Origin of the sequence: Mesorhizobium sp. B1-1-7 (genome assembly GCF_006442705.1) — a bacterium.
Lineage (GTDB): Bacteria > Pseudomonadota > Alphaproteobacteria > Rhizobiales > Rhizobiaceae > Mesorhizobium > Mesorhizobium opportunistum.
On sequence record NZ_VFWQ01000004.1, the window covers coordinates 89,617 to 113,020 of the forward strand.

Sequence of the window (23,404 nt, forward strand, 5' to 3'; positions counted from 1 at the left end):
CCAAGCTCAGCGATTGGCTCTCGCCACGGCGGAGATGCCGAAAGGCGCGCGGACCGGCGCGACGTCCTTTTGCGTCGCGCGGGCTTTGCCCGATCCTGCGATGGTCGACAGCCATTCGAGATAGAAGGCGAGCGCGAACTGCATGGCGATGCCGGCCGATAGCAGCAGGCTGTCATAGACGAGCCCGCCCGGATTGATCAGCCTCATCACCTGGGCGAGCATGGCAATCAGCGTGCCGGCGATGAAGACCGGAAGCGAGCGCTTGCCCAGTATCGCCAGCGGATGGTCGGGGCTGGTCCGGAACAGGCCGGAGAGCGCCGGCAGGGCGACGACGAGATAGCTGACCGCCAGGATGTGCAACAGCCGCGGCAGCGACAGGAAGGTCTTGTCGAAGCCGCCGATCACCACGGGCAGCTTGAACCAGGTTATCTGCCCCCACAGCGGACTGTGCACCCAGACCAGCGCCGTCAGCACATAGGCCGCGGCGGCGCCGACCAACCAGCGATTGACCGGGATGACACCGCCACGCCTGACATGCAGCATGGTGGCCAGGCCGATGTTGAACAGGAACTGCCAGGACAGCGGGTTCAGGAACCAGAAGCCAGGCTCTGGATAGTTGGGCGGGGCGATCTGCCAGATGCCGGCGACGAGCCATAGCCCACCGGACACGACAAGTGCGGCGACGGGCCTGTAGCTGACGAACAGGACGAAGGCCGGCGCCATCAAAAGCAGCACGGCATAGACAGGCAGGATGTTGTTGTAGCCGAGCTGATGGCCGAGCGTGACGATGCCGACCAGCACTTCCGGCGGGTTCTTCATCAGCGGCTCGATGTTGATCAGCCTCAGCAGGTCCGGCCGCCTGGCAAACACCGCCACGGCGCAGAACAGGGCCATCACCGCCATGGTCGTCACGATGTGGGTGACGTAGAGCACACCCGCCCGCCGCCACATCTTCAAGGTTGCGAGAAGCCGGCCGCCCGGCCGGAATTTCGTGCCGTAGGCGAGCGCGACCGAGATGCCGGAGATCAGCACGAACGCCTCGGCGGCGTCCGAGAAACCGAAATTCTTGTAGGTCAGGACCTCGAAAGCCGTGCCCGGCACATGGTCGACGAAGATGGTGAGCAAGGCGAGCGCGCGCAGTACATCGATACGCGTATCGCGTTCCGGCGAAATGGGGGTGGTCATCGACAAAAGGCCTCAAAGCTGGTTGTTCATGTCCAGCAATGCGACCCCCGGGGCGCACCGCTTCGATTCCTCCCACGGGAGTGTATCGGCGCAGAAACGGGCTGGAATGCGCCCGGTTCAATCAACTTTCGCGGAGCATGAAAATATTGCGTTTTGAAGCCGGCAAATTCAGCGAAACCTCATATAATCAAGAGGATGCGGAATGATGGGCGACAGCGTCGAAAACGGCTCGTTGCTTATGGATCTGGCCTTTCCCTACCGGCTCCTGGGTGCCGGCGGGAGCCGCCGTGAATGCCTGTTCCTGCTCCATGGTTCCGGTGTCGACGAGACGACCCTGGTGGCGCTGGCGAGACAGATCGCGCCCGACGCCATGCTGATCGCAGCGCGTGGCCGGATCCCCCAGGAGGACGGTTTTCGCTGGTTCGAGCGGATCACCCCGACGCGATTCGAACAGCAGAGCATCATTGCCGAAACCGCCGCTTTCGCGGCATTCGCCGGCGAAGCGGCCAAGCGCCATGGGCTTGAGCTCGCCCGGGCAACATTCCTCGGCTATTCGAACGGCGCCAATCTGGTTTCAAGCCTGATGCTGCTGCATCCAGGCATCGTGCGCGGGGCGGCGCTGCTGAGGCCGATGCCTGTGCTCGAAATGCCTGAGCCCGAAATGCCTGTACTCGACCAGGCGCCGGCGGCGACCCTCATCGGGACACGAACGCTGATCATCGCCGGAGCAGCCGACGAGACCTACGGTCCCTTCGCGCCTGCACTGGTGACGCTGCTCAGCCGCCACGGCAGCGAGATCGACGCCCGGATCATTCCTTCGGGCCACGAAATCGGTGAGCCGGACGCGGCGATCGTCAGGCAATGGCTGGCGGGACAGGCGGCGATACAGCGAAGCTGAGGGCTCTGTCCCGAACGGTCAGAGTGTCGATCTGCGCTCGGCCGTGCGGGCCTGCGGAATCCGCGTGGAGAGCTAGCGCCTATCCCCGCCCCATCCTGTTCCAGGCATCAAGTCCGGCGATCTTGTAGGCCTCGGCAAGCGTCGGGTAGTTGAAGGTGTTGGTGACGAAGAAGTCGACCGTGCCGCCGAGATTTATCACCGCCTGGCCGATGTGGATGAGTTCGGTAGCGCCCTCGCCGACGATGTGCGCGCCGAGCAGGCGACGCGTTTCGATCGAGAACAACAGTTTCAGGAAGCCGGTGTTGACGCCCATGATGTGGCCGCGCGACGTCTCGCGGAAGCGCGCCACGCCGACCTCGTAGGCGGCGCCACTCTCGCGCACCTGTTCCTCGGACTGGCCGACGGTCGAGATTTCCGGCACCGCATAGATGCCATAAGGGAATGTTTCCGGCGGCGGCGGCAATGCCACGCCGAAGGCATGGCAGGCGGCGACCCTGCCCTGCTCCATCGAGGTGGAGGCGAGGCTCGGAAAGCCGATGACGTCGCCGGCGGCGTAGATGTTCGGCACGCTGGTCTGGAAGGTCTGCGGGTCGACCTTGATGCGGCCTCGGGTATCGGCATCGATGCCGACCACATCCAGCCCCAGGCTGCCGACATTGCCGGTGCGGCCGGCAGCGTAGAGCACGACTTCCGAACGGATGGTGCGGCCATCGGCCAGTTCCACCTCGGCGGCTTCGGGCTTGGAGCGGATTTCCTTCACCGCGCTGCCTAGCCTTATCGTCATGCCGCGATCACGCATCTGGTGGATGAAATCGTCGACGATTTCGCGGTCGACGAAATCGAGGATGGAGCTGCGCGGCTCGACCAGCGTCACCGGCACGTCGAGCGCGGAAAAGATCGTGGCGTATTCGACACCGATGACGCCGGCGCCGATCACCGTCAGCGTGCGCGGCAGGCGGTCGAGTTCCAGCATCTCGTCGCTGTCGAAGACGCGGGTCTTGTCGAAGGGCACGTCGCGCGGCCGGTGCGGCCTGGTGCCGACGGCGATCAGCGCATTGGCGAAACCGACTTCGCTGTAGTCGCCATTGTCGGTCGTCAGGCTGACCTTGTTTGGACCGAGAAATTTTACCGCGGCACGTGCGCTCTTGACCGTGTTGCGCATGAACTGGTGCTGCAGGACCTCGACCTCATGGTCGAGCGTCTTGTGCAGCCGCTCGACCAGGTCGCCGACCGAAATATCCTGCTTGACCCGGTAGCCGCGTCCATAGAAGCCGCGTTCGCGCCAGCCCGAGAGGTTGAGCACCGTTTCGCGCAGCGTCTTGGAAGGGATGGTGCCGGTGTGCACCGAGACGCCGCCAAGGCGCCGGCCCCTATCGACCACCAGCACCGATTTGCCGAGCTTGGCGGACTGCACCGCGGCGCGGCGGCCTGAAGGGCCGCTGCCGATGACCAGCATGTCGTAGTCCATAGTGCCCCGTTCCCCTGCCCCTCGGCGCTTTGGTGCGCCGCAGCAAGCTAATGCCATTCGCGCGGCAAATTCAACCGGTTCAGCTTGCGCCAGACGCCGTTCCGTCCTTGCGCCCGCAATGAAGCCCGATCTTGATTCCGGCACGGGCCTTCACCATTTCATTGTCGAGCGGCTCGCAGCCTATGTCGGGCCCTGTTACGAGGAAATGACATGAACGCGCGCGTTCTCGACGGCGAAATCATCAACACCAGGCTCGACGATGTCAGGGCCTATGAAGGCGTGCGCACAAGGCGCATCCTGGCTTTCGTGCTCGACTATATCATCGTCGCGCTGCTCACCATTCCGTTCGCCATACTGGTGTTCTTCCTCGGGCTGTTGACCCTCGGCCTTGGCTGGGTGCTGTTTGGCGTCCTCGTGCCGGCCGTTGCCATCCTCTACATCTGGAACACGCTGGGCAGCGCCGACCAGGCCACCACGGGCATGAAGATGATGGGCATCCGCCTCGACCGGCTCGACGGCCGGCCGATCGACGGGCTCACCGCGGTCGTCCATTCCGTGCTGTTCTGGGCCGGCAACGTCATCCTGTCGCCGCTCGTCCTGCTGGTGACCCTGTTTGCCGACCGCAAGCGCACGCTGCATGACCTTCTGCTCGGCACCGTGGTCAGCCGCACCGGCCGTTGACGGCATTTTCTGGAAGCGCTACCGCCATATCGGCATAAATGTGAAGGCGTCTGTTCGCCCACACCTTCACAATCCTGTTGAATTTTTCGCTTTCCGCGCCAAAGGTAGAGCGACTCGAAGGAGTGTTTCCAAGGCTCGATGACGCATCACCCGACCCAGTCGCCGCAGTTCTTCCTGACCGCGCCGTCGCCGTGCCCCTACCTCGACGGTCAGTTCGAGCGCAAGGTGTTCACGCATCTGGTCGGCGACAAGGCGTCGGAGATGAACGATCTCCTCACGCAAGGCGGTTTCCGGCGCTCGCAGAACATCGCCTACAGACCGGCCTGCGAGACCTGCCGCGCCTGTGTGTCCGTGCGCATCCTGGCCCAGGAATTCGTTGCCAGCCGCAACATGAAGCGCGTGCTGCAGCATAATTCCGACCTCGTCGGCGCCATGCACAATGCCGAGCCCTCGACTGAACAATATTCGCTGTTCCGCAGCTATCTCGATGCACGCCACCGCCGTGGCGGCATGTCCGACATGACGGTGCTCGACTACGCCATGATGGTCGAGGATACCCATGTCGACACCAAGGTGATCGAGTACCGGCGGCGCGGCCCCGACACCTTCATCACAGGCAAGGGCCAGGGCGAACTGATCGCGGTGGCGCTCACCGACAAGATGGCCGACGGCCTGTCGATGGTCTATTCCTACTTCAATCCCGATTTCGAAAGCCGTTCGCTCGGCACGTTCATGATCCTCGACCACATCGCCCGAGCCAGGGCGATGGGCCTGCCCCATGTCTACCTCGGCTACTGGGTCAATGGCTCGCGCAAGATGAATTATAAGATGCGCTTCATGCCGCAGGAGCATCTCGGCCCCAAGGGCTGGGAACGCTACATCAACGAAGCGGTTTCACGCTGAGTTTTTCCACGGTCCGCCCTTAAACTGTTTCAAGGCAGGGGATGCTGGTCTTTCAGCCGGTTGGCTGGAGAGAGTGCGCCATTGCACCAGCCGGCCGCCAGCCTGCATTTCATTGCGAAAGTTCCTGCATGTCCTCTCATTACGATCACCAGAAAGGTCTTTTGATAACCGCCCTCGGCGGGCTCACGCTGACTGTCGATATACCGTTGATCCGCCTCGCCGACGGAGGCGCATGGACGATCATGCTGCTGCGCACCGGCACCACTTTCGTGGCGGCCATGGTCATCTGGTCGGTCTGGCGGGCACTCAGCCGAAGCGCCCCGCCGCTCATCCCCGGCTGGTCCGGCCTGATCGTGGCGATATGCTACGGGCTGACCGGGATCACCTTCGTCACCGCCGTCTACCACACCTCGACCGCCGACCTGGTGTTCATCCTGGCCTTCAACACCGTGTTCGCGGGCTTGCTGTCTTGGATATTCCTGAGGGAAAGGCCACGGCTTGTGACCATCGCGGCGATGGCGATCATGATCCTCGGCGTGCTGGTCATCGTCGGCGGCTCGGTCGGCACCGGCAAGCTGTTCGGTGATTTCATGGCGCTGTGCTCGGCCTTCTTCATCGCGGTGGCCATCACCATCTCGCGCGCCAGCGGCAAGGACATGGGATTCACCTCGCTCGTCGGCGTCCTTCTGCCGCTCGCGCTGGCGGCCTTCATGGTGTCAGGCGAAGGCTTTCATGTGAACGCGCCATGGTGGATCGTCTTCAACGGCGCCATCATCATGCCGATCTCGTTCTTCTGCCTCGCCGCCGGGCCGAAATACATTTCAGGACCGGAGGTGGCGATGTTCTACCTGCTCGAAACCGTGCTGGCGCCGCTCTGGGTATGGATGATCTTTGCCGAGGCACCGACCCGCAACAGCCTGATCGGCGGCGCGATCCTGATCGTCACGCTGGTCGCGCACTCGCTCTGGCAGCTGCATGAAGGGCGCAAGCGCCGGGTCGATTTCGCGGTGCACCACCCGGTCTAGCGACAATTCGGCTTACGGCGCAAAGCCGGTCCTTATCAGGCGCTGGCTTTCTTCGCCGCACTGGATTCCGGCAGGACTTCGATCTGCGGACCCGCCTCGATGTCGGCCGCCGAGTCGGCGGCCGTCTCGTCGGCCAGCTCCACCTCGCGCAGCCATTCGCGCCAGATCGCCACCAGCAGCGCCATCAGCACCGGTCCGATGAACAGGCCGAGGAAACCCATGGTCTTGACGCCGCCGATGAGGCCGAAAAAGGTCGGCAGGAAGGGTAGCTTTATCGGGCCGCCGACAAGCTTCGGGCGCAATGTCTTGTCGACGATGAACAGCTCGACCGCTCCCCACAGGAACAGCGCCAGGCCGGCCATCGGCGAGCCGCTGGCGGCGAGGTAGATCGAGACCAGCGTGAAGGACAGCGGTGCGCCGCCGGGTATCAGCGCCATGACGCCGGTCAGGGCGCCGAGCGTTACCGGGGATGGCACCCCGGCCAGCCAGTAGGCAATGCCCAGCACCAGCCCCTCGCCGATGGCGATAACGGTCATGCCGGTCACGGTCGAAGAAATCGTCGCCGGCACGACGCGCGAGATCCGCTCCCAGCGGGTCGGCAGGATGCGTTCGCCGAGCCGGTCGACCTGGCCGGCAAAGTGTTCGCCGTCGCGATAGGCGAAGAACAGCGCGATCATCATGAACAGCAGCGTCAGCAACAGCCCGAAAGCACTGCCGCCGGCGGCGAGCACGCCGCGATAGATGCTTCCGATATTGGCGCCGCTGATCAACTGGATCAGCTCGCCGATGCCGCCGGGATGGCCAAAATTGTCCGTCCATTGCTCGTTCAGCCACTCACCGATGACAGGCAGCGTAGCAATCCAGTGCGGTGTGGTGGCACCGTGCCGATTGGTCTCGATCGCCCAGCCGACCCACTCGCGCACCTCGTTGATGGCGTAGGTGCCGGCAAGCGCGATCGGTATCACCAGGAAGGCCAGGATAAACAGGATGGCAAAGGTGGCGGCAATGGTGCGGTTGCCGCCGACGCTGGCCAGCAGGCGCCGGTAGAGCGGCCAGCTTGCGAAGGCGATGACGAGCGCCGCCAGCACCGGGAACAGGAAGCCGTGGAAGAAATAGACGCCGGCGGCGACGATCAGCACCAGCAGCCAGCGCGCCGCCGACAGCGGCGGAATGACCGCGGACCGCAGTGGCGTCGACAGGCCGAACAGGCGCTGCTGCCGTTCCGGTTTCTGGATTTTTGCTTCCTTCAAAACGCCCGTCTCTCCCCAACCGCCGTCCCGTTTATGCGCTGATATAGTGCAGCAATCGTGACGATACTCCAAATGAGTTGGGGGAGTGAGCGATCTCCCCCCTCGAGGGGGAGATGGCCGGCAGGCTAGAGGGGGTCGCCGCCCGTAAGGCGTTAGCCTCTTCTGTTAAAAGCAGGAGGTTGCGTCCGGTCGAACCGACCCCCTCTGTCGCCTTCGGCGACATCTCCCCCTCGAGGGGGGAGATCAGCCGCTACCCAAACTTCCCCGTCCTCGGAAATCCCTTCGGCACCATCCGGCCGGCCGACGCGCGGGCGCCGATCCATTCGGCCAGTTCCTCGCGCGACCTTATGAAGGTGCGGTCGGCCGAATCCTGCCAGGACAGGCCGGTCTCCAGCGTGAACGGCTTTAGGTCGAGCAGGCCGCCATCCTTGTATTTCTGCAGCCGCACGCCTTTGCCGCGGCCCATTTCCGGGATGTCGGAAAGCGCGAACACCAGCATCTTGCGGTTCTCACCGACGATGGCGAGATGATCGCCGGTGAGCGGGACGCAGCGCTTGGCTTCGTCCGGCGCCTTGACGTTCATCACCTGCTTTCCCTTGCGGGTGTTGGCGACGACTTCCTCCTCCGGCACGATGAAGCCGTTGGCGTCATAGGAGGCCAGCAACAGCTTGCGCTTGGGATCGTGGACGAAGGCGGTGACGATGTCCTGGTCATTGTCCATGTCGACGATGATGCGGATCGGTTCGCCATGGCCGCGCCCGCCCGGCAACCGGTCGGCGCCGATGGTGTAGAACTTGCCGCCGGTGGTGAACACCAGCACCTTGTCGGTGGTCTGGGCGTGGAAGGCGAGCTTGAGGCTGTCGCCCTCCTTGAAGGTCAGCGTCGAGAGATCGGCCAGATGGCCTTTCATTGCCCGCAGCCAGCCCTTTTCCGAAACCACCACGGTGACCGGCTCGCGCTCGATCATGGCATGGGCGATGTCGGTCAGGTCGTGCTCGGGCGCATCGGCGAACTGGGTGCGGCGCTTACCGAGTTCGGTCTCCGGGCCGAACTTGTCGCGGATGCTGGTGACTTCCCACTTGATGGTCGACCATTGCTTGGCGTCGGACGCCAGCAGTGCCTCGATCTGTTTCTTCTCGGTGGTGAGGCCGTCGAATTCCTTGCGGATCTCGAACTCTTCCAGCTTGCGCAGGGCACGCAGGCGCATGTTGAGGATGGCTTCGGCCTGGGTGTCGGTGAGCGACCAGCGGGCCATCATCACCTGCTTGGGCTCATCCTCCTCGCGGATGATCTTGATCACCTCGTCGATGTTGAGATAGGCGATCAAATAGCCGGCCAGGATCTCCAGCCGTCTTTCGATCTCGCCCAGGCGATGCTTCGAGCGGCGGACGAGCACGTCGCGGCGATGGTCGAGCCATTCCTGCAGCACGCCCTTGAGCGACAGCACGTTGGGCACCTTGCCGCGCGACAAGACGTTCATGTTGAGCGGGAAGCGGCTTTCGAGCTCGGTGAGCTTGAACAGAGATTCCATCAGGATGCCGGGATCGACCGAACGGCTCTTGGGCACCAGCACGACGCGGATGTCTTCGGCACTTTCGTCCCTGATGTCTTCGAGCAGCGGCAGTTTGCGGGCCATCAGCAACTCGGCGATCTTCTCGATCAGCCGCGCCTTCTGCACGCCATAAGGGATTTCGGTGACGACGATGCTCCAGGTGCCCCTGCCCTGGTCTTCCTGGCTCCACCTGGAGCGGACACGAAAGCCGCCGCGGCCGGTCTCGTAGGCTTCGAGAATGGAGGCGCGGCTGTCGACGATGATGCCGCCGGTCGGGAAATCCGGACCCTGGACGAAATCCATCAGCTTCGCCACCGGCGCGTCCCGGTGCTCGATCAGGTGAAGTGCGGCGTCGCAAAGTTCGGCTGCGTTGTGCGGGGGGATCGACGTCGCCATGCCGACGGCAATGCCCGACGAGCCATTGGCCAGGAGGTTCGGGAAGGCGCCGGGCAGCACGACCGGCTCCTCGTCCTCTTCATTGTAGGTCGGCCGGTAGTCGACGGCGTCCTCGGTGATGCCGGCAAGCAGCTCGGTCGCGACGTCGGTCATGCGCGCTTCGGTGTAGCGCATGGCGGCGGCGTTATCGCCGTCGATGTTGCCGAAATTGCCCTGTCCGTCGACCAGCGGGTAGCGCATCGAAAAATCCTGCGCCAGCCGCACCAGCGCGTCATAGATCGACTGGTCGCCATGCGGGTGGAACTTGCCCATCACCTCGCCGACGATGCGGGCGCATTTGGCGAAGCCCTGGTCGGGGTTGAGCCGCAGCAGGCGCATGGCGTGCATGATGCGGCGATGGACCGGTTTCAGTCCGTCGCGCACGTCGGGCAGCGCCCGATGCATGATGGTCGACAGCGCATAGGCGAGATAGCGCTCTTCCAGCGCCTTCTTCAGGTCGACCGGTTCGATATGATCGCCACCGCCATTGTCAGGCGGCAAAAGCCTTTTTCCCATGGGCTGGAACTAGCCGAGCGGGTGATTCGCGGCAAGTGGCGCGTGCCGGGCCAATCGACTTGCGTCCTTTGTGCAACATGAAGCCGAAAGGTCCGGCTTGCCGGCCAACATCAATCTGTTACACGCCGCATCTATTGCCAAGCGCGACGGCGCTGCGTGACCCGCTCTTCATGCCAAATTCACCGCTTTAGACAATGACGTTCGGATCGGGTTTGCCTTTCGCCGCGATTTTTGACCAATGTGCCGGGGATACGCCTTTTTCCCGTCCAGTTCGTCACGGAATGGTGATGGCGCAAAGAATTGAAAAACAATTTCAGAACACTCTCAGGGACCTTGCGATGACAATCAACCGCTCAATTCTCCGGAAATTCGCTCTTTCGACCTTCTTGCTCACGCTGCCACTGAATGCGGCCCTGGCACAGGACGCCGCGGTCGCCGACCGGCTGAAGGCGGCGCTTTCCGCGCAGGGCGTCGACATCTCCTGGACCGGCGTGACCGGCGACAACACCAGCATGGTGCTGCAGGGCGTCGCGATCAAACCGGCTGCGGAAAAGGAAGTCCTGCCGATCGGCGACGTCAAGCTCGAGGGCGTCACCGAAGCCAATGGCGGCTATGACATCGCCACCGTGTCGACGTCGGCCTTCGAACACAGCAAGGATGGCGTCACCCTCAATCTCAGCCCCTTCGTCATCCATGACATGACGGTTCCGGCCGATGGCTCCACCGGCCCGCTGGGCTCGCTGATGATGTACAAATCCGCCGAACTCGAAAACATGACCGTCAAGGTCGCCGACAAGACCGCCTTCTCGATGGCCGGCCTTGCCATCGAGATCACGCCGCCGGCGGACGGCAAGGCGATGGAATTCACCGGCACCACGGAAAAGTTCAATGCGGACCTGACGCTGGTCGACGATCCCAAGTCGAAGGAAGTCATCAACGCTCTCGGCTACCAGAATATCTCGGGCAATCTCGAAATGGCCGGCACCTGGCAGCCCTCGGATGGCAAGATCGAACTGTCGAAATATGACATTTCCGTCGAGAATGCCGGAACGCTCGGCATGACCTTCGACCTCGGTGGCTACACGATGGACTTCGTCAAGTCGCTGCAGGAGATGCAGAAGAAGATGGCCGCGCAGCCCGAAGGCGCCGACAATTCCGCGCAGGGCATGGCCATGCTCGGCCTGTTGCAGCAGCTTTCGTTCAACAGCGCCTCGATCCGCTTCGACGACGATTCGCTGACCAACAAGGTGCTGGAATATGTCGGCAAGCAGCAGGGCATGTCGGCCAAGGACATCGCCAACCAGGCCAAGGCAATCGTGCCGTTCGGCATGGCGCAGCTCAACAATCCGGAACTGACGGCGCAGGTGACGGCAGCCGTCGGCAAGTATCTCGACGACCCGAAGAGCCTCGAAATCTCGGCCGAGCCGCCGGCATCGGTGCCGTTCGCGCTGATCATGGCGGGCGCCATGTCCAACCCGCTTGACCTGCCGAAGACGCTGGGCGTCAGCGTCAAGGCGAACGAAGACTGATCGAAGTTAGCTCAAGATACGAAAATAGCCCGGCAGCGATGCCGGGCTATTTTTTGGATTATCGACTCGAAAGAATCGGTTCGGGCGGTTCTTTAAAGTGCCACCCGAAGCTTCCGATCAGGCGTCCTTCTTGGTCGGTGCGACGCGCAGCGCCAGTTCGCGAAGCTGCTGCGGGCTCGCTTCCGAAGGCGCGTTCATCAGCAGGTCGTAGGCCTGCTGATTCATCGGGAACATGGTGATCTCGCGCAGGTTCTTCGCTCCGACCAGCAGCATAACGACGCGGTCGACGCCGGCAGCCATGCCGCCATGCGGCGGCGCGCCGTACTGGAAGGCGCGGTAGAGGCCGCCAAAGCGCTCCTCGACCGTGGCACGGTCGAGCCCGACCGTCTCGAAGGCCTTGACCATGGTTTCGGGCAGATGGTTGCGGATGCCGCCTGAGGCGATCTCGAAACCGTTGCAGACCATATCGTACTGGAACGCCTTGATCCCGAGCAGATCCTCGCCATTCAATGCATCGATGCCGCCTTGCGGCATCGAGAACGGATTGTGGGCGAAGTCGATCTTCTTCTCCTCCTCGTTCCATTCGAAGAACGGGAAGTCGACGATCCAGCACAGTTCGAAGCGCTCGCGATCGACGAGGTTCAGCTCCTCGCCGGCGCGGGTACGCGCGGCACCGGCGAAGGAGACGAATTTCTTCGGATCGCCGGCGACGAAGAAGGCGGCATCGCCATCGGCAAGGCCGAGCTGTAGGCGGATCGCCTCGGTGCGTTCCTCGCCGATGTTCTTGGCGAGCGGACCGGCGCCTTCGAGCTTGTCGCCCTCCTTGCGCCAGAAGATGTAGCCCAGCCCCGGCTGGCCCTCGCCTTGCGCCCAGGAGTTCATGCGGTCGCAGAAGGCGCGGCTGCCGCCGGTCTTGGCCGGAATGCCCCAGACCTCGGCCTTCGGGTCGTTGGCCAGGATGTTGGCGAACACCTTGAAGCCCGAATCGCGAAAATGGTCGGAGACGGCCTGCATCTGGATCGGGTTGCGCAGGTCGGGCTTGTCGGAGCCGTATTTGCGCATGGCGACATCATAGGGGATGCGCTGGAATGTCTGCGTCACCGGCTTGCCGTTGGCGAAGGTCTCGAAGACCCCGCGCATCACCGGCTCCATGGTCGACAGCACGTCGTCCTGCTCGACGAAGCTCATCTCCAGGTCGAGCTGGTAGAATTCGCCGGGCAGACGGTCGGCGCGCGGATCCTCGTCGCGGAAGCAGGGCGCGATCTGGAAATAGCGGTCGAAGCCCGACACCATGATCAGCTGCTTGTACTGCTGCGGTGCCTGCGGCAATGCGTAGAAGGTGCCGGGATGGATGCGCGACGGCACCAGGAAGTCGCGCGCGCCTTCCGGCGAGGACGCGGTCAGGATCGGCGTCGAGAATTCGGTGAAGCCGACATCGGTCATGCGCTTGCGCATCTCGGCGATGATTTTCGTCCGCGCCACGATGTTCTTGTGCAGCGTGTCGCGGCGCAGGTCGAGGAAGCGATATTTCAGCCTGATGTCCTCAGGATAGTCCGGCTCGCCGAACACCGGCAGCGGCAGTTCCTTGGCCGCCGACAGCACCTCGATCTCGCGGGCGAAAATCTCGATCTCGCCGGTCGGCAGGTTGGCGTTCGTGGTCTCGGGCAAGCGTGCCTTGACCTCGCCGTCGACACGGATCACCCATTCGCCGCGCACGGTCTCGGCAACCTTGAAGGCCGGCGAATCGGGGTCGGCGACGATCTGGGTCAGGCCATAATGGTCGCGCAGGTCGATGAACAGCAGGCCGCCATGGTCGCGCACGCGATGCACCCAGCCCGACAAGCGAACGGTCGAGCCGACGTCGCTCTTTCTCAACTGGGCACAGGTGTGGCTGCGGTAACGGTGCATGGTCATTGGTAAAGTCCGGGGTGCTGGGTTGCAGGCCGAAGCATCAAGCCCGGCCTCAAAATTTGCGCGAAAAGCGCATGGGAGGCCGGATTTGTCAAGGCAAGCGAGCGCAGCCGCCTGTTTCGACATCCCTTGTCGAAGCCCGGGTCGAAGCCCGGGCGAAAACTCGAAATCAGGGCACCCCGTTGGCGGATGCGCGGGCGACGGCTTCAAGCGAAGTGGATTTCAGCGCCCTGACGTTCGAATTCCGCAAGGATACTGGCCGGCGCGGTCTTGTCGACGACCAGATGGCGGATCGCTTCGGGGCCGGCGACACGATAGGGCGATGCAGTGGCCAGCTTGTCGTTGGTAACGGCGATGACGATGCCGCCGCTGTTCCTGGCCATGGCCCGCTTCACCTCGGCTTCCGCCGAATCGAAAGCGGTCACGCCTCTTGTGGCATCGAGACCGCAGGAGCCGAGGAAAAACAGATCGGCGCCAAGCTGCGCGACGGCGGCCAGCGTGTCGCCTCCGACGCAGGTTCCGAGTTCGCGGTCGAACCTTCCGCCCAGCACGATCAATTCGACCAGAGCGTGATCGGACAGGGCCGAGGCGACGCCGAGCGAATTGGTTGCTATGGTGAGTTCGAGGTCACGCGGAATGGCCTTGGCGATCGCGGCATTGGTGGTTCCGCCATCGATGAACAGGCTCTGCCCGCTGGAGAGCAGAGCCACCGCCGTCCGCGCCAGCCGCATCTTCTCCTCGACGGCATGGCTGCCGCGCAGGTTGATGGACGCCGCGGCGAATGGTGCGGGCGCGACCGCGCCGCCATAGACGCGGCGGCATTGTCCCGCCTTTGCCAGTTCCCTCAGGTCGCGCCGGACCGTATCCTCCGATACACCGAAGCGGGTCGCCAATTCGCCAGCCAATACCCGGCCCTCCGACGCAAGCCGGTCGCGAATGAGTTGGTGCCGTTCATCGGTCAGCATTGCACATTCCTATATTTTTATGCACGTTCTTGCATGTTCTGCATGATTATGCAAGAAGTCGGCGCATCGGGCAGTCAAGCAGACCAGCCGCGGCTCCTCTTTCCTTGAAGGCATAGCGATGACCCTTGGCCTCAGCCTCTCCCCTCAACACCGGGTCTATGCCGGGTTTGCGATCTATTCTTTTGCCATGGGCAACATCTTTCCGCGGCTGCCCGACATCAAGCACGCCATGGGCATCGAGGACGGCACGCTCGGCCTCAGCCTGATCGGAACGCCGATCGGCACCTTGACGGCGCTGACCCTTGCGACGCCGCTGCTCGAACGCGTCGGCTTCCGCCGCGCGCTGCTTGCCTTGATCCCGCTGGTGGCGCTTGCCTATGCCATCGCCGTACATGCGACGGGTCCGCTGGCGCTGTTCCTGATGCTCTTTCCGGTCGGCCTGATGATCGGCAGCGTCGAGATCATGCTCAATGTCGAAGCCGACAGAACGGAATTCCTGCTGAAACGCCGGATCATGAACAGGGCGCATTCGTTCTGGAGCATGGGCTTCTTCGGCGCCGGCCTGTTCGGTGCAGCACTTGGGCATCTCGGCATGTCGCCACAACTGCACCTGGCTGTTGTCGTGCCCATGGTCGCGATATCCATGGCGCTGTTTCTCGGCGGTTACCAGCCGGCACCGGCCCGTTTCGCCAGCACCGGCGACAAGGCGCCCACCTTCGCGCGGCCAACGCTGCCGATCCTTGTCCTGGTGGCGGTGACGCTTTCTGCGATGCTGATGGAGGGCGCCAGCATCGACTGGTCGGCGATCTACATGCGCACCGTGTTCGAAGCCGGCCCGTTCGTTGCCGGTTTCACCGTGGCGCTGTTTGCGTTTTCGCAGGCGACCACGCGCTTCTTCGCCGACAGCTTCGTCGATCGGCACTCGCCGAGCGGCGTGGCGCGGGTGCTGCTGGCCTGCATGGCGGCGGGCGTCTTCATCGTTTTCCTGTCGCCTTCGCCGCTGTTGTCCATGCTGGGTTTTGCTCTTCTAGGCATCGGCACGAGCGCGCTCTTCCCACTGGCGATCTCTGCGGCCGCGCAGCGGACGGACCGGCCGGCGGCAATCAATGTCGCGGCGCTGTCGCAGATTTCCTTCGTCGCCTTCCTGCTCGGGCCGCCGCTGCTCGGCTTCGTCTCGGACCATTGGGGCATCCGCTCGGCCTTCGGCATCGGCATTCCGTTCGTTGCGCTCAGCCTGCTGACCGCCGGCGCGCTTGGCCGACGGGCGCCTTCGGAGAAGGCCGCTACGCCATCGAACGAAGCACCCGACCTGGCGCGGCGGAAAATACCGGTGCGGACGGGCGAGGCATGAACGGCTCTCCGGCACGACCGGCGGCGCGACCTGAAGGAGCACGCGCCCTGTCGGCGACCTGGAATTGCCGCTGGCGTTGATCGGGGCAATGGTTCAAGAAGGATCACCGATACGTGATCGTCCTTTTGCATGTCTTCCATCCGCCCCTTGATCCCGCTTCTTCTCGCCGCAGGCATCCTGCTCGGCGGCAATGGGCTGCAGAGCACGCTGATCGCGCTGCGCGGTGCGCAGGAAGGGTTTTCCGCCTCCGACATCGGCCTGATGGGCACCTTCTATTTCGCCGGTTTCCTGCTCGGCTGCCTGGCCATCACCCGCATCATGAAGGCGGTCGGCCATATCAGGGCGTTTTCGGCGCTGGCGGCGATCGCCTCGGTCGGCACCTTACTGCTGGTGCTGGTCCTCGATCCGGTGATGTGGTGCGCGGTGCGCTTTGCCGGCGGCTTCTGCTTCGCCGGGCTGTTCACGATCGTGGAAAGCTGGCTCAATTCCGGCGTCAGCAACCACGACCGTGCCCGCGTACTGGCGATCTACCGGATGGTCGATACCGGTTCGGTGACCGGCGCCCAGTTCCTGATCCCGGTCTTCGGCGCCGGCGGCTTCACCATCTTCGCCATCATGTCGATCATGATCACGCTGTCGCTGGTGCCGGTCTCGCTCGGCGACCGCTCCAACCCCACGCCGCCCGAGGGGGTCAAGCTCGACCTAGCGCGCGTCTGGCGGATTTCACCGCTGGGCTGCTTCGGCTGCATCGCCGTGGGCGTCACCAACAGCGCGTTTCGCACGCTCTCACCTGTTTATGCCGAGCAGATCGGCATGTCGGTCGCCGATGTCGTCACCTTCGTCAGCGTCGGCATCTTCGGCGGCGCCATCATCCAGTATCCGCTGGGCTATCTCTCCGACCGCTGGGACCGACGCCGGGTGCTGTTGATGACCACCTGCTGCGCGATGCTCTCGGCCCTGGCGCTGGTGTTCATCGCCGGCAGCAACCCCGCGCTCAACTTCGTCATCATCTTCATCTTCGGCTGTTTCGCCATGCCGCTCTATTCGCTGTCGGCGGCGCATTCCAACGACCGCGCCGACACTGGCGAGTTCGTGCTGATCAACGCGGCGCTGATGCTGTTCTACTCATTCGGCGCCATCGGCGGCCCTTTCGCCGCCTCGACCGCGATGCAGTATTTCGGGCCGAGCGCGCTGTTCGTGTTCAGCGCAATGGTCTACGCGATCTTCATCGCCGTCATCCTCTACCGCATGCAGGCCCGGTCCGGCGTGCCGGCGGGCAAGCGCAGCCGTTTCACCGCATTGTTGCGCACTTCCACCGTTTTCGCACGGCTGGCCAGAAGAAACGGCGATCCGGACGGTCCGGAAAGGCCGTGACGGGGGTGCCACGGCTTGACGAAAGCCTTCCCGGCTGAAATCTAGGAAGACCCTACTCCTGCCAAAAGCGATTTGATGCACGTCATCACCACCCAGAAAGAACTCGAGACCGCTCTCGCCGCTTTCGAAAAGTCGGATTTCGTCACCGTCGACACCGAATTCATCCGCGAGACGACCTTCTGGCCAATCCTGTGCCTGATCCAGATGGCCGCGCCGGGCGTGACGGCGCTGATCGATCCCTTGTCATCGGACATCGACCTGAGGCCGTTCTTCAAGCTGATGGCCAACGAGGCGGTGGTCAAAGTCTTCCACGCCGCCAGGCAGGACATCGAAATCATCGTCCATCTCGGCGACCTGGTTCCGCATCCCGTCTTCGATACACAGGTCGCGGCGATGGTCTGCGGCTTCGGCGACAGCGTTTCCTATGATCAGCTGGTGCAGCGCATCACCGGCGCGCGGCTCGACAAGTCGTCGCGCTTCACCGACTGGCGCCACCGGCCGCTTTCCGACAAGCAGCTCGATTATGCGCTGGCCGACGTCACCCATCTGATCGAGGTCTATCAGCACCTCAACGCCGAACTGGCGCGGGAAAACCGCGCCCACTGGCTGAACGAGGAAATGGACGTCCTGACCTCGCGCGAGACCTACGATCCGCATCCCGAGGACGCCTGGAAGCGGCTGAAGATGCGGCTGCGCAAGCCGCAGGAACTGGCGATCGTGCAGGCCGTGGCGGCATGGCGCGAGCGCGAGGCCAGGGAACGCGACGTGCCGCGCGGCCGGGTGCTCAAGGACGATGCGATCTACGAGGTGGCGCAGCAGGCGCCGCGCGATGCGGCGGCCCTTGCCAAGCTGCGCACGACGCCGAAGGGCTGGGAGCGGTCATCGACGGCGACGGCGCTGCTCGGCGCCGTCAACACGGCGCTAGCCTTGCCCAAGGAGCAGATGCCGAAGCTGCCGAAGAGTTTCCAGCCGCCCGAGGGCTCGAGCGCTGCCGCGGAACTGTTGAAAGTGCTGCTCAGGATCATCGCCGAAAAGCAGGGCGTGGCTTCGAAAGTGCTGGCCTCCAGCGACGATATCGACCGTATCGCGGCCGAAGGCGAGGAGGCCGACGTGCCGGCCCTGCAAGGTTGGCGGCGCGCCGTGTTCGGCGAAGCGGCGCTGAAGCTGGTTCGCGGCGAGATCGGCATCAAGTTCGACAAGCGCAAGATCGCGGTCTTCGATTTGTAGGAATAGCGTACCCCCGCCCGCTCCGCTTTGCGGAGTGACCCTCCCACAAGGGAGAGGGTCAGACTGTTCAAACCACCCCAAGCAGGTGCAGCGCGCACCAGATCCAGCCCAGCAGGATAACCACGGCACCTATAACGAAAGAGCGGTTGCGCAGCAGCAGGTTGTTGCTGGTCAGGTGAACCCAGGCGTGGACATAGCGCGAGGCGACGAAGATCCACATCAGCGCCAGCGTCAGATAGTTGACGCCGTTGGTGGCATGCAGCGTCAGGCACAGCACGTAGAACAACACCGGCAGTTCGAACTGGTTGCTGAGATTGGCGGCGACCGTGGCGCTGGACGCCGGCTCGGTCGAGCGTATCTTGTATTGACCGACCTTGGCCTCGCCTGACTTGACCGCGCCATATCTGCGGCGGCCGAGGACACAGTAGACGATGTAGATCAGCAGCACATGCGCCAGGACAGGCCAGAAGATCGCCGTCTGATTCATGACATGCCCCCTGCCCGGTAAATGCGCGCTCTTCGGTCCGGCATCAAGCCTGATGTTTCTGGCTCGCCAGCCAGAAAGCGGCAATGACGATCACCGGGATGGCGAGAAGAAAGAATTTGGTGACGATCAGAGCCGAGGCGAAAGACAGCGAATCCGGGTTGGCCGACAGGAAATCGGACAGGAGACGCGCTACGGCGATGTTCTGGGCATAGTCGGCAAGCATATAGGGCAGCACCAGGACCAGCGCGAAGATCGACTGCACCTGCGGCGGCAGCACGCGGAAATTCTTCAGGCGCCGGCCGATGGCCAGGATCAGGCTGACCAGGGTCAGCGACAAGAGCGCCGGAAACAGCAGGTCGAACGTCAGATAGTGCCAGACGAGAATGATCTCGCCGCCGCGCCGACCGAGTGCCGTCAGCCAGGCCATGCCTTCGTCGGGCGTGAAGCCGAAAAAGCGCATGTCGAGCGAAGGCAAACCGCCGCTCAGCTGACGAAAATAGAAGAATTCCAACCCCGTCATGGCGATAAAAACCGCGCCCGACAGGAAACAGAGTGCCGCGGCATGACGTGACAGCCGCAGGACCGCCACCGTCAAGCTGCGCCAGGTTCCGGAAGAGTCAGACTCCTCCGGGATAGTTCGGGCTTTCGCGGGTAATCGTGACGTCATGGGCGTGGCTTTCACGAAGTCCGGCGTTGGATATGCGCACAAAGGTGGCGCGGTCGCGGAAATCGGCAAGGTCGCGGCCGCCTACATAACCCATAGCGGCTTTCAGCCCGCCTGCAAGCTGGTGCAGCACGCCAGACACAGGTCCTTTATAGGGAACCTGCCCTTCGATGCCTTCCGGCACCAGTTTCAGCGTGTCGCGCACCTCGGCCTGGAAGTAGCGATCGGCCGATCCGCGCGCCATGGCGCCGACCGAACCCATGCCGCGATAGGCCTTGAAGGAACGGCCCTGGTGCAGATAGACCTCGCCCGGGCTCTCGTCCGTCCCGGCCAGCAGCGAACCGATCATGGCGGCACTGGCGCCGGCGGCGAGCGCCTTGGCAAGATCGCCCGAATATTTGATGCCGCCATCGGCGATCACCGAAACGCCCGATTTATGCGCCGTCTCGACCGCCGACATGATGGCCGAGAGCTGCGGCACGCCGACGCCGGCCACGATACGGGTGGTGCAGATGGAGCCCGGGCCGATGCCGACCTTGACGGCGTCGGCGCCGGCATCGATCAGCGCCTGCGTGCCTTCCGCGGTGGCGACGTTGCCGGCCAGGATGCGCACCGAGTTGGAGAGCTTCTTCGCCCGCGTGACGGCGTCCAGCACGCGCTGCGAGTGGCCATGCGCGGTGTCGATCACCAGGAGGTCGACGCCGGCCTCGATGAGGCGTTCGGCGCGCTCGAAGCCATCGTCGCCGACGCTGGTGGCGGCGGCGGCGCGCAGGCGCCCCTGCGCATCCTTGGTGGCATGCGGGTTGAGCTGCGACTTCTCGATGTCCTTGACGGTGATCAACCCGACGCAATTGCCCGACTTGTCGACGACGACGAGCTTTTCGATCCGGTGCTGGTGCAGAAGCCGCTTGGCCTCGTCCTGATCGACATTCTCCTTGACCGTGATCAGGTTCTCACGGGTCATCAACTCGTAGACCTTCTGCGCCGGATCGGAGGCAAAGCGCACGTCGCGGTTGGTCAGTATGCCGACCAGCCGCCCCGTCTTGTGACCGCCGGTGCCGCCATTCTCGACCACCGGAATGCCCGAGATCGAATAGGTGCGCATCAGCGACAGCGCATCGGCAAGGGTAGCATCGGGCCCGATGGTGACCGGGTTGACCACCATACCGGATTCGAATTTCTTCACCTGCCGCACCTGCTCGGCCTGCTCGGCCGGCGAGAAATTGCGATGGATGACGCCAATGCCGCCGGCCTGGGCCATGGCGATGGCGAGACGCGCCTCGGTGACGGTGTCCATGGCGGCCGACAGGATCGGCACGTTGAGGTCGATGTCGCCGGCAATGCGGGTGCGGACATCGGTTTCGCCAGGCATGACCTCGGAATGACCCGGCTGCAGAAGCACGTCGTCAAAGGTCAGCGCCAGTGCGCCGGTGGACGTTTCGATGATTTTTGCCATGGCCAGTCCTTAGAATGCATGAAAGGCGCTGGACCGGAATGGACAGCGCCGACTCGTTATTCCCTTTCAGGATTGGCGCTGGCTGGTAACACGTCGTGGCGCCGATGAAAAGCCGATCGTTGCGCCCGGCGCGTCTATTCGGCGGACTCTCCCACGAGAGCATTCAGCAAGGCATGGCGCGGCGATGCGAAAGGATTGACGACAGTTACCCCTCCCCATGTGAAGCCGTCCTGCAGATCTTCCGAAAGCAGCAGCCGGCAACCGGCTTGCGAGGCGGCGGAGAGAATGACCGCATCCCAAATGCTGAAGCGATGGTCCGTCGCCAGATCAGCCGCCATCATCATCACGTCCTGCGTTGTCGCGGCAACCGCAAACGCATCGCGCCAGCTCAGAAGGGCATCCCGGGCCTCGACAGGCGGTCTTGCGGACTTGCGGACGAGAACATTGTACAATTCACCAAGGACCTGAACGGGAATAATGGCGGCCTCTTGCGGGACCTTGCGCATCAACTCGAGAACGGTGTCGCGCTTCTCTACACCGTTGACCCCTTCCGCATAGGCAAGGACATTGGTGTCGAGCGCGACCTTCACCGCTCGTCCTCGTAAAGCTCATCGCGGGTCCAGCGCCCAACATCGGTCGCAGGCTGGCGTTCGAGGCGCGACAGCAGCGCTGCGCGCGAGCGGGAAACCACCCCCTCTTGTTGATCCGCGGGCACGATCCGCGCCACGGGGCGTCCGTGACTGGTCACGACGTAGCTTTGTCCTTCGCGAACACCGCGCAGGATGAGCGAGAACTTGCGGTTGGCATCGGCTGCCGAAACGGCTTCTTCCATGATACGGCCTATATAGTAGTTATTATCACTACAATAATGAGGCGCACCGTTTTCCGCAAGCTTCTCATCGCCGCCCACCGCCCTGGAATGCGGCCGCCAGTCTCTCGGGCAGGCCAGGAGAGCCGTCGCCGTCTCGGCCCGGTCGCACAAAAGTGACAGCAAATTAACACGACATCGGTGTCCGGCCGTGATAACCGCCCCCTTGTATCGGCTTGCCCCCTTTCTAGACAAGAAGTGGGCCGGAAAGAAATCTGAAACGGCCACGCTCGTGAACCGCACCATCCCGCTCATACTGGCGGTCGCTCTTTTCATGGAAAACATGGATTCGACCGTCATCGCGACATCGCTGCCGGCGATCGCCATCGACATCCACACCAGCCCGATCGCACTCAAGCTGGCGCTGACGGCCTATCTGGTGTCGCTGGCGATCTTCATTCCGATCAGCGGCTGGATGGCCGACCGCTTCGGCGCCAAGAACGTCTTTCGTGCCGCGATCGCGGTGTTCATCGCCGGCTCGATCGCCTGCGCTCTCTCCGGTTCGCTGCCGGCCTTCGTGGTCTCGCGGTTCTTGCAAGGCATTGGCGGCGCCATGATGACGCCGGTCGGGCGCCTCGTGCTGGTACGCGCCACACCCAAGAGCGAACTGGTCGCCGCCATGTCGTGGCTGACCGTTCCCGCATTGGTCGGTCCGCTGGTCGGACCGCCGGTCGGCGGCTTCATCACCACCTACTTCACCTGGCACTGGATCTTCCTGATCAACGTGCCGATCGGCCTGGTCGGCATCTGGCTCGCCACCCGCTTTCTGCCGGAAACCGAATCGATGGAAACGCCGCCACTCGATTTCATCGGTTTCGTGCTGAGCGGCCTGGCGGCATCCGGCGTCGTGTTCGGCCTCTCGGTGGTCAGCCTGCCCTATCTGCCGCCGGCGACCGGTTTCATCACCGTCGCTGTCGGCCTGTTGTCGGGCGCGCTCTACCTGATGCATGCCCGCCGCGCGAAAAACCCCTTGCTGGCGCTCGAACTGTTTCGCAATCAGGTGTTTCGTTCGTCCGTGCTTGGCGGAAGTCTGTTCCGCATCGGCATCGGTGCCGTGCCGTTCCTGCTGCCGCTGATGTTCCAGATCGGCTTCGGTCTGACGCCGTTCCAGTCCGGCATGATCACCTTTGTCTCGGCGATCGGCGCCATCGGCATGAAGTTCGTCACCGCGCTGATCTTTCGCGTTGCCGGCTTCCGCCGCGTGCTGATTGTCGGCTCGCTGGTGGCGGCGGCGTCGATCGCCATCAACGGCCTGTTCACCCCCGACACACCCTATCTGCTGATGCTGGCCATGCTGTTGGTCGGCGGCTTCATCCGCTCGATGTTCTTCACCGGCGTCAACGCCCTCGCCTATGCGGAGGTTTCGGCCGAGGATACCAGCAAGGCGACGCCGATCGCCGCCGTCTTCCAGCAATTGTCGATCGCGCTCGGCGTGGCGGTTGCGGGCGGCATCCTGGAAGTGTCGACGAGCATCCATGGCGGACCGCTGATGCTGGCCGATTTCCACCTCGCCTTTTTCATCGTCGCCGCGATTTCGGCCGCCGCGTCGCTGTCGTTCATGCGCCTGACGCCCGATGCCGGCAACGCCGTCTCCGGCCATGGCCGGCTGACCACGCCCAAGACGCTGGAACCGGTGAGATCGCCGGGGGAGTGAATTGG

The 23,404-nt window shown here is 63.5% G+C and carries 20 protein-coding genes; 9 read left to right on the forward strand and 11 right to left on the reverse strand.

Annotated elements, in window-relative coordinates; all coding sequences use genetic code 11:
* Positions 1-6: 6 nt before the first annotated feature.
* Positions 7-1,185 (reverse strand): OpgC family protein, encoded by a 1,179-nt coding sequence (locus FJ978_RS07580; RefSeq protein ID WP_140571413.1) that lies wholly within the window; start codon positions 1,183-1,185, stop codon positions 7-9.
* A gap of 202 nt (positions 1,186-1,387) precedes the next feature.
* Here FJ978_RS07580 and FJ978_RS07585 point away from each other — a divergent pair, with 202 nt between their 5' ends.
* Positions 1,388-2,083 (forward strand): alpha/beta hydrolase, encoded by a 696-nt coding sequence (locus FJ978_RS07585; RefSeq protein WP_140571415.1) that lies wholly within the window; start codon positions 1,388-1,390, stop codon positions 2,081-2,083.
* A gap of 79 nt (positions 2,084-2,162) precedes the next feature.
* Here FJ978_RS07585 and sthA read toward each other — a convergent pair whose 3' ends face one another.
* Positions 2,163-3,551, reverse strand: coding sequence for a Si-specific NAD(P)(+) transhydrogenase (gene sthA / locus FJ978_RS07590; RefSeq protein WP_140571417.1), 1,389 nt, complete (start codon positions 3,549-3,551; stop codon positions 2,163-2,165).
* Positions 3,552-3,761: 210 nt separating this feature from the next.
* On the opposite strand from sthA, the gene FJ978_RS07595 reads away from it, so the two are divergent.
* From FJ978_RS07595 to FJ978_RS07605, 3 genes are all read left to right on the forward strand, one after another.
* The gene (locus FJ978_RS07595) at positions 3,762-4,232 is read left to right on the forward strand and encodes an RDD family protein (RefSeq protein WP_140571419.1); all 471 of its coding nucleotides are present in this window, start codon (positions 3,762-3,764) and stop codon (positions 4,230-4,232) included.
* 138 nt (positions 4,233-4,370) lie between these two features.
* Entirely contained in the window at positions 4,371-5,135 is a 765-nt protein-coding gene (locus FJ978_RS07600; RefSeq protein WP_140571421.1) for an arginyltransferase, read from the forward strand.
* Positions 5,136-5,263: 128 nt separating this feature from the next.
* Complete coding sequence (locus tag FJ978_RS07605) at positions 5,264-6,160, forward strand: DMT family transporter (protein ID WP_140571423.1); 897 nt, start codon at positions 5,264-5,266, stop codon at positions 6,158-6,160.
* A gap of 35 nt (positions 6,161-6,195) precedes the next feature.
* Here the strand turns inward: FJ978_RS07605 and FJ978_RS07610 are convergent, their stop codons facing one another.
* A complete protein-coding gene (locus FJ978_RS07610; protein ID WP_140571425.1) occupies positions 6,196-7,410 on the reverse strand; it encodes an AI-2E family transporter in 1,215 nt (404 codons plus the stop codon).
* Between the two features lie 250 nt (positions 7,411-7,660).
* Positions 7,661-9,913: a DNA topoisomerase IV subunit A gene (gene parC / locus FJ978_RS07615; protein ID WP_140571427.1), complete on the reverse strand. Its 2,253-nt coding sequence runs from the start codon at positions 9,911-9,913 to the stop codon at positions 7,661-7,663.
* Between the two features lie 338 nt (positions 9,914-10,251).
* Here parC and FJ978_RS07620 point away from each other — a divergent pair, with 338 nt between their 5' ends.
* Complete coding sequence (locus tag FJ978_RS07620; protein ID WP_140571429.1) at positions 10,252-11,442, forward strand: hypothetical protein; 1,191 nt, start codon at positions 10,252-10,254, stop codon at positions 11,440-11,442.
* Positions 11,443-11,559: 117 nt separating this feature from the next.
* On the opposite strand, the gene aspS is transcribed toward FJ978_RS07620, so the two are convergent.
* Positions 11,560-13,350 (reverse strand): aspartate--tRNA ligase, encoded by a 1,791-nt coding sequence (aspS, locus tag FJ978_RS07625; RefSeq protein WP_181180391.1) that lies wholly within the window; start codon positions 13,348-13,350, stop codon positions 11,560-11,562.
* Positions 13,351-13,559: 209 nt separating this feature from the next.
* On the reverse strand, positions 13,560-14,318 hold the full coding sequence (locus tag FJ978_RS07630) for a DeoR/GlpR family DNA-binding transcription regulator (protein ID WP_140571433.1): 759 nt from the start codon (positions 14,316-14,318) through the stop codon (positions 13,560-13,562).
* 118 nt (positions 14,319-14,436) lie between these two features.
* Here FJ978_RS07630 and FJ978_RS07635 point away from each other — a divergent pair, with 118 nt between their 5' ends.
* The 3 genes from FJ978_RS07635 to rnd all read left to right on the forward strand — a co-directional run bounded on the left by FJ978_RS07635 (position 14,437) and on the right by rnd (position 18,270).
* Positions 14,437-15,669 (forward strand): MFS transporter, encoded by a 1,233-nt coding sequence (locus FJ978_RS07635; RefSeq protein ID WP_140571435.1) that lies wholly within the window; start codon positions 14,437-14,439, stop codon positions 15,667-15,669.
* 129 nt (positions 15,670-15,798) lie between these two features.
* Positions 15,799-17,043 (forward strand): MFS transporter, encoded by a 1,245-nt coding sequence (locus tag FJ978_RS07640; RefSeq protein ID WP_140571437.1) that lies wholly within the window; start codon positions 15,799-15,801, stop codon positions 17,041-17,043.
* Between the two features lie 75 nt (positions 17,044-17,118).
* Positions 17,119-18,270, forward strand: a complete 1,152-nt coding sequence (rnd, locus tag FJ978_RS07645; RefSeq protein ID WP_013896034.1) for a ribonuclease D — start codon at positions 17,119-17,121, stop codon at positions 18,268-18,270.
* Positions 18,271-18,337: 67 nt separating this feature from the next.
* Here rnd and FJ978_RS07650 read toward each other — a convergent pair whose 3' ends face one another.
* From FJ978_RS07650 to FJ978_RS07670, 5 genes are all read right to left on the reverse strand, one after another.
* Complete coding sequence (locus tag FJ978_RS07650) at positions 18,338-18,757, reverse strand: MAPEG family protein (protein ID WP_140571439.1); 420 nt, start codon at positions 18,755-18,757, stop codon at positions 18,338-18,340.
* A gap of 43 nt (positions 18,758-18,800) precedes the next feature.
* On the reverse strand, positions 18,801-19,352 hold the full coding sequence (locus tag FJ978_RS07655; RefSeq protein WP_181176790.1) for a hypothetical protein: 552 nt from the start codon (positions 19,350-19,352) through the stop codon (positions 18,801-18,803).
* Between the two features lie 22 nt (positions 19,353-19,374).
* A complete protein-coding gene (gene guaB, locus FJ978_RS07660; protein ID WP_013896037.1) occupies positions 19,375-20,877 on the reverse strand; it encodes an IMP dehydrogenase in 1,503 nt (500 codons plus the stop codon).
* Between the two features lie 134 nt (positions 20,878-21,011).
* Positions 21,012-21,467 (reverse strand): PIN domain-containing protein, encoded by a 456-nt coding sequence (locus FJ978_RS07665; protein WP_013896038.1) that lies wholly within the window; start codon positions 21,465-21,467, stop codon positions 21,012-21,014.
* A complete protein-coding gene (locus tag FJ978_RS07670; protein ID WP_013896039.1) occupies positions 21,464-21,709 on the reverse strand; it encodes a type II toxin-antitoxin system prevent-host-death family antitoxin in 246 nt (81 codons plus the stop codon). Before FJ978_RS07670 ends, FJ978_RS07665 begins: the two co-directional genes overlap by 4 nt.
* A gap of 268 nt (positions 21,710-21,977) precedes the next feature.
* Here FJ978_RS07670 and FJ978_RS07675 point away from each other — a divergent pair, with 268 nt between their 5' ends.
* Positions 21,978-23,399, forward strand: coding sequence for an MFS transporter (locus tag FJ978_RS07675; protein ID WP_140571443.1), 1,422 nt, complete (start codon positions 21,978-21,980; stop codon positions 23,397-23,399).
* Positions 23,400-23,404 lie beyond the last annotated feature (5 nt).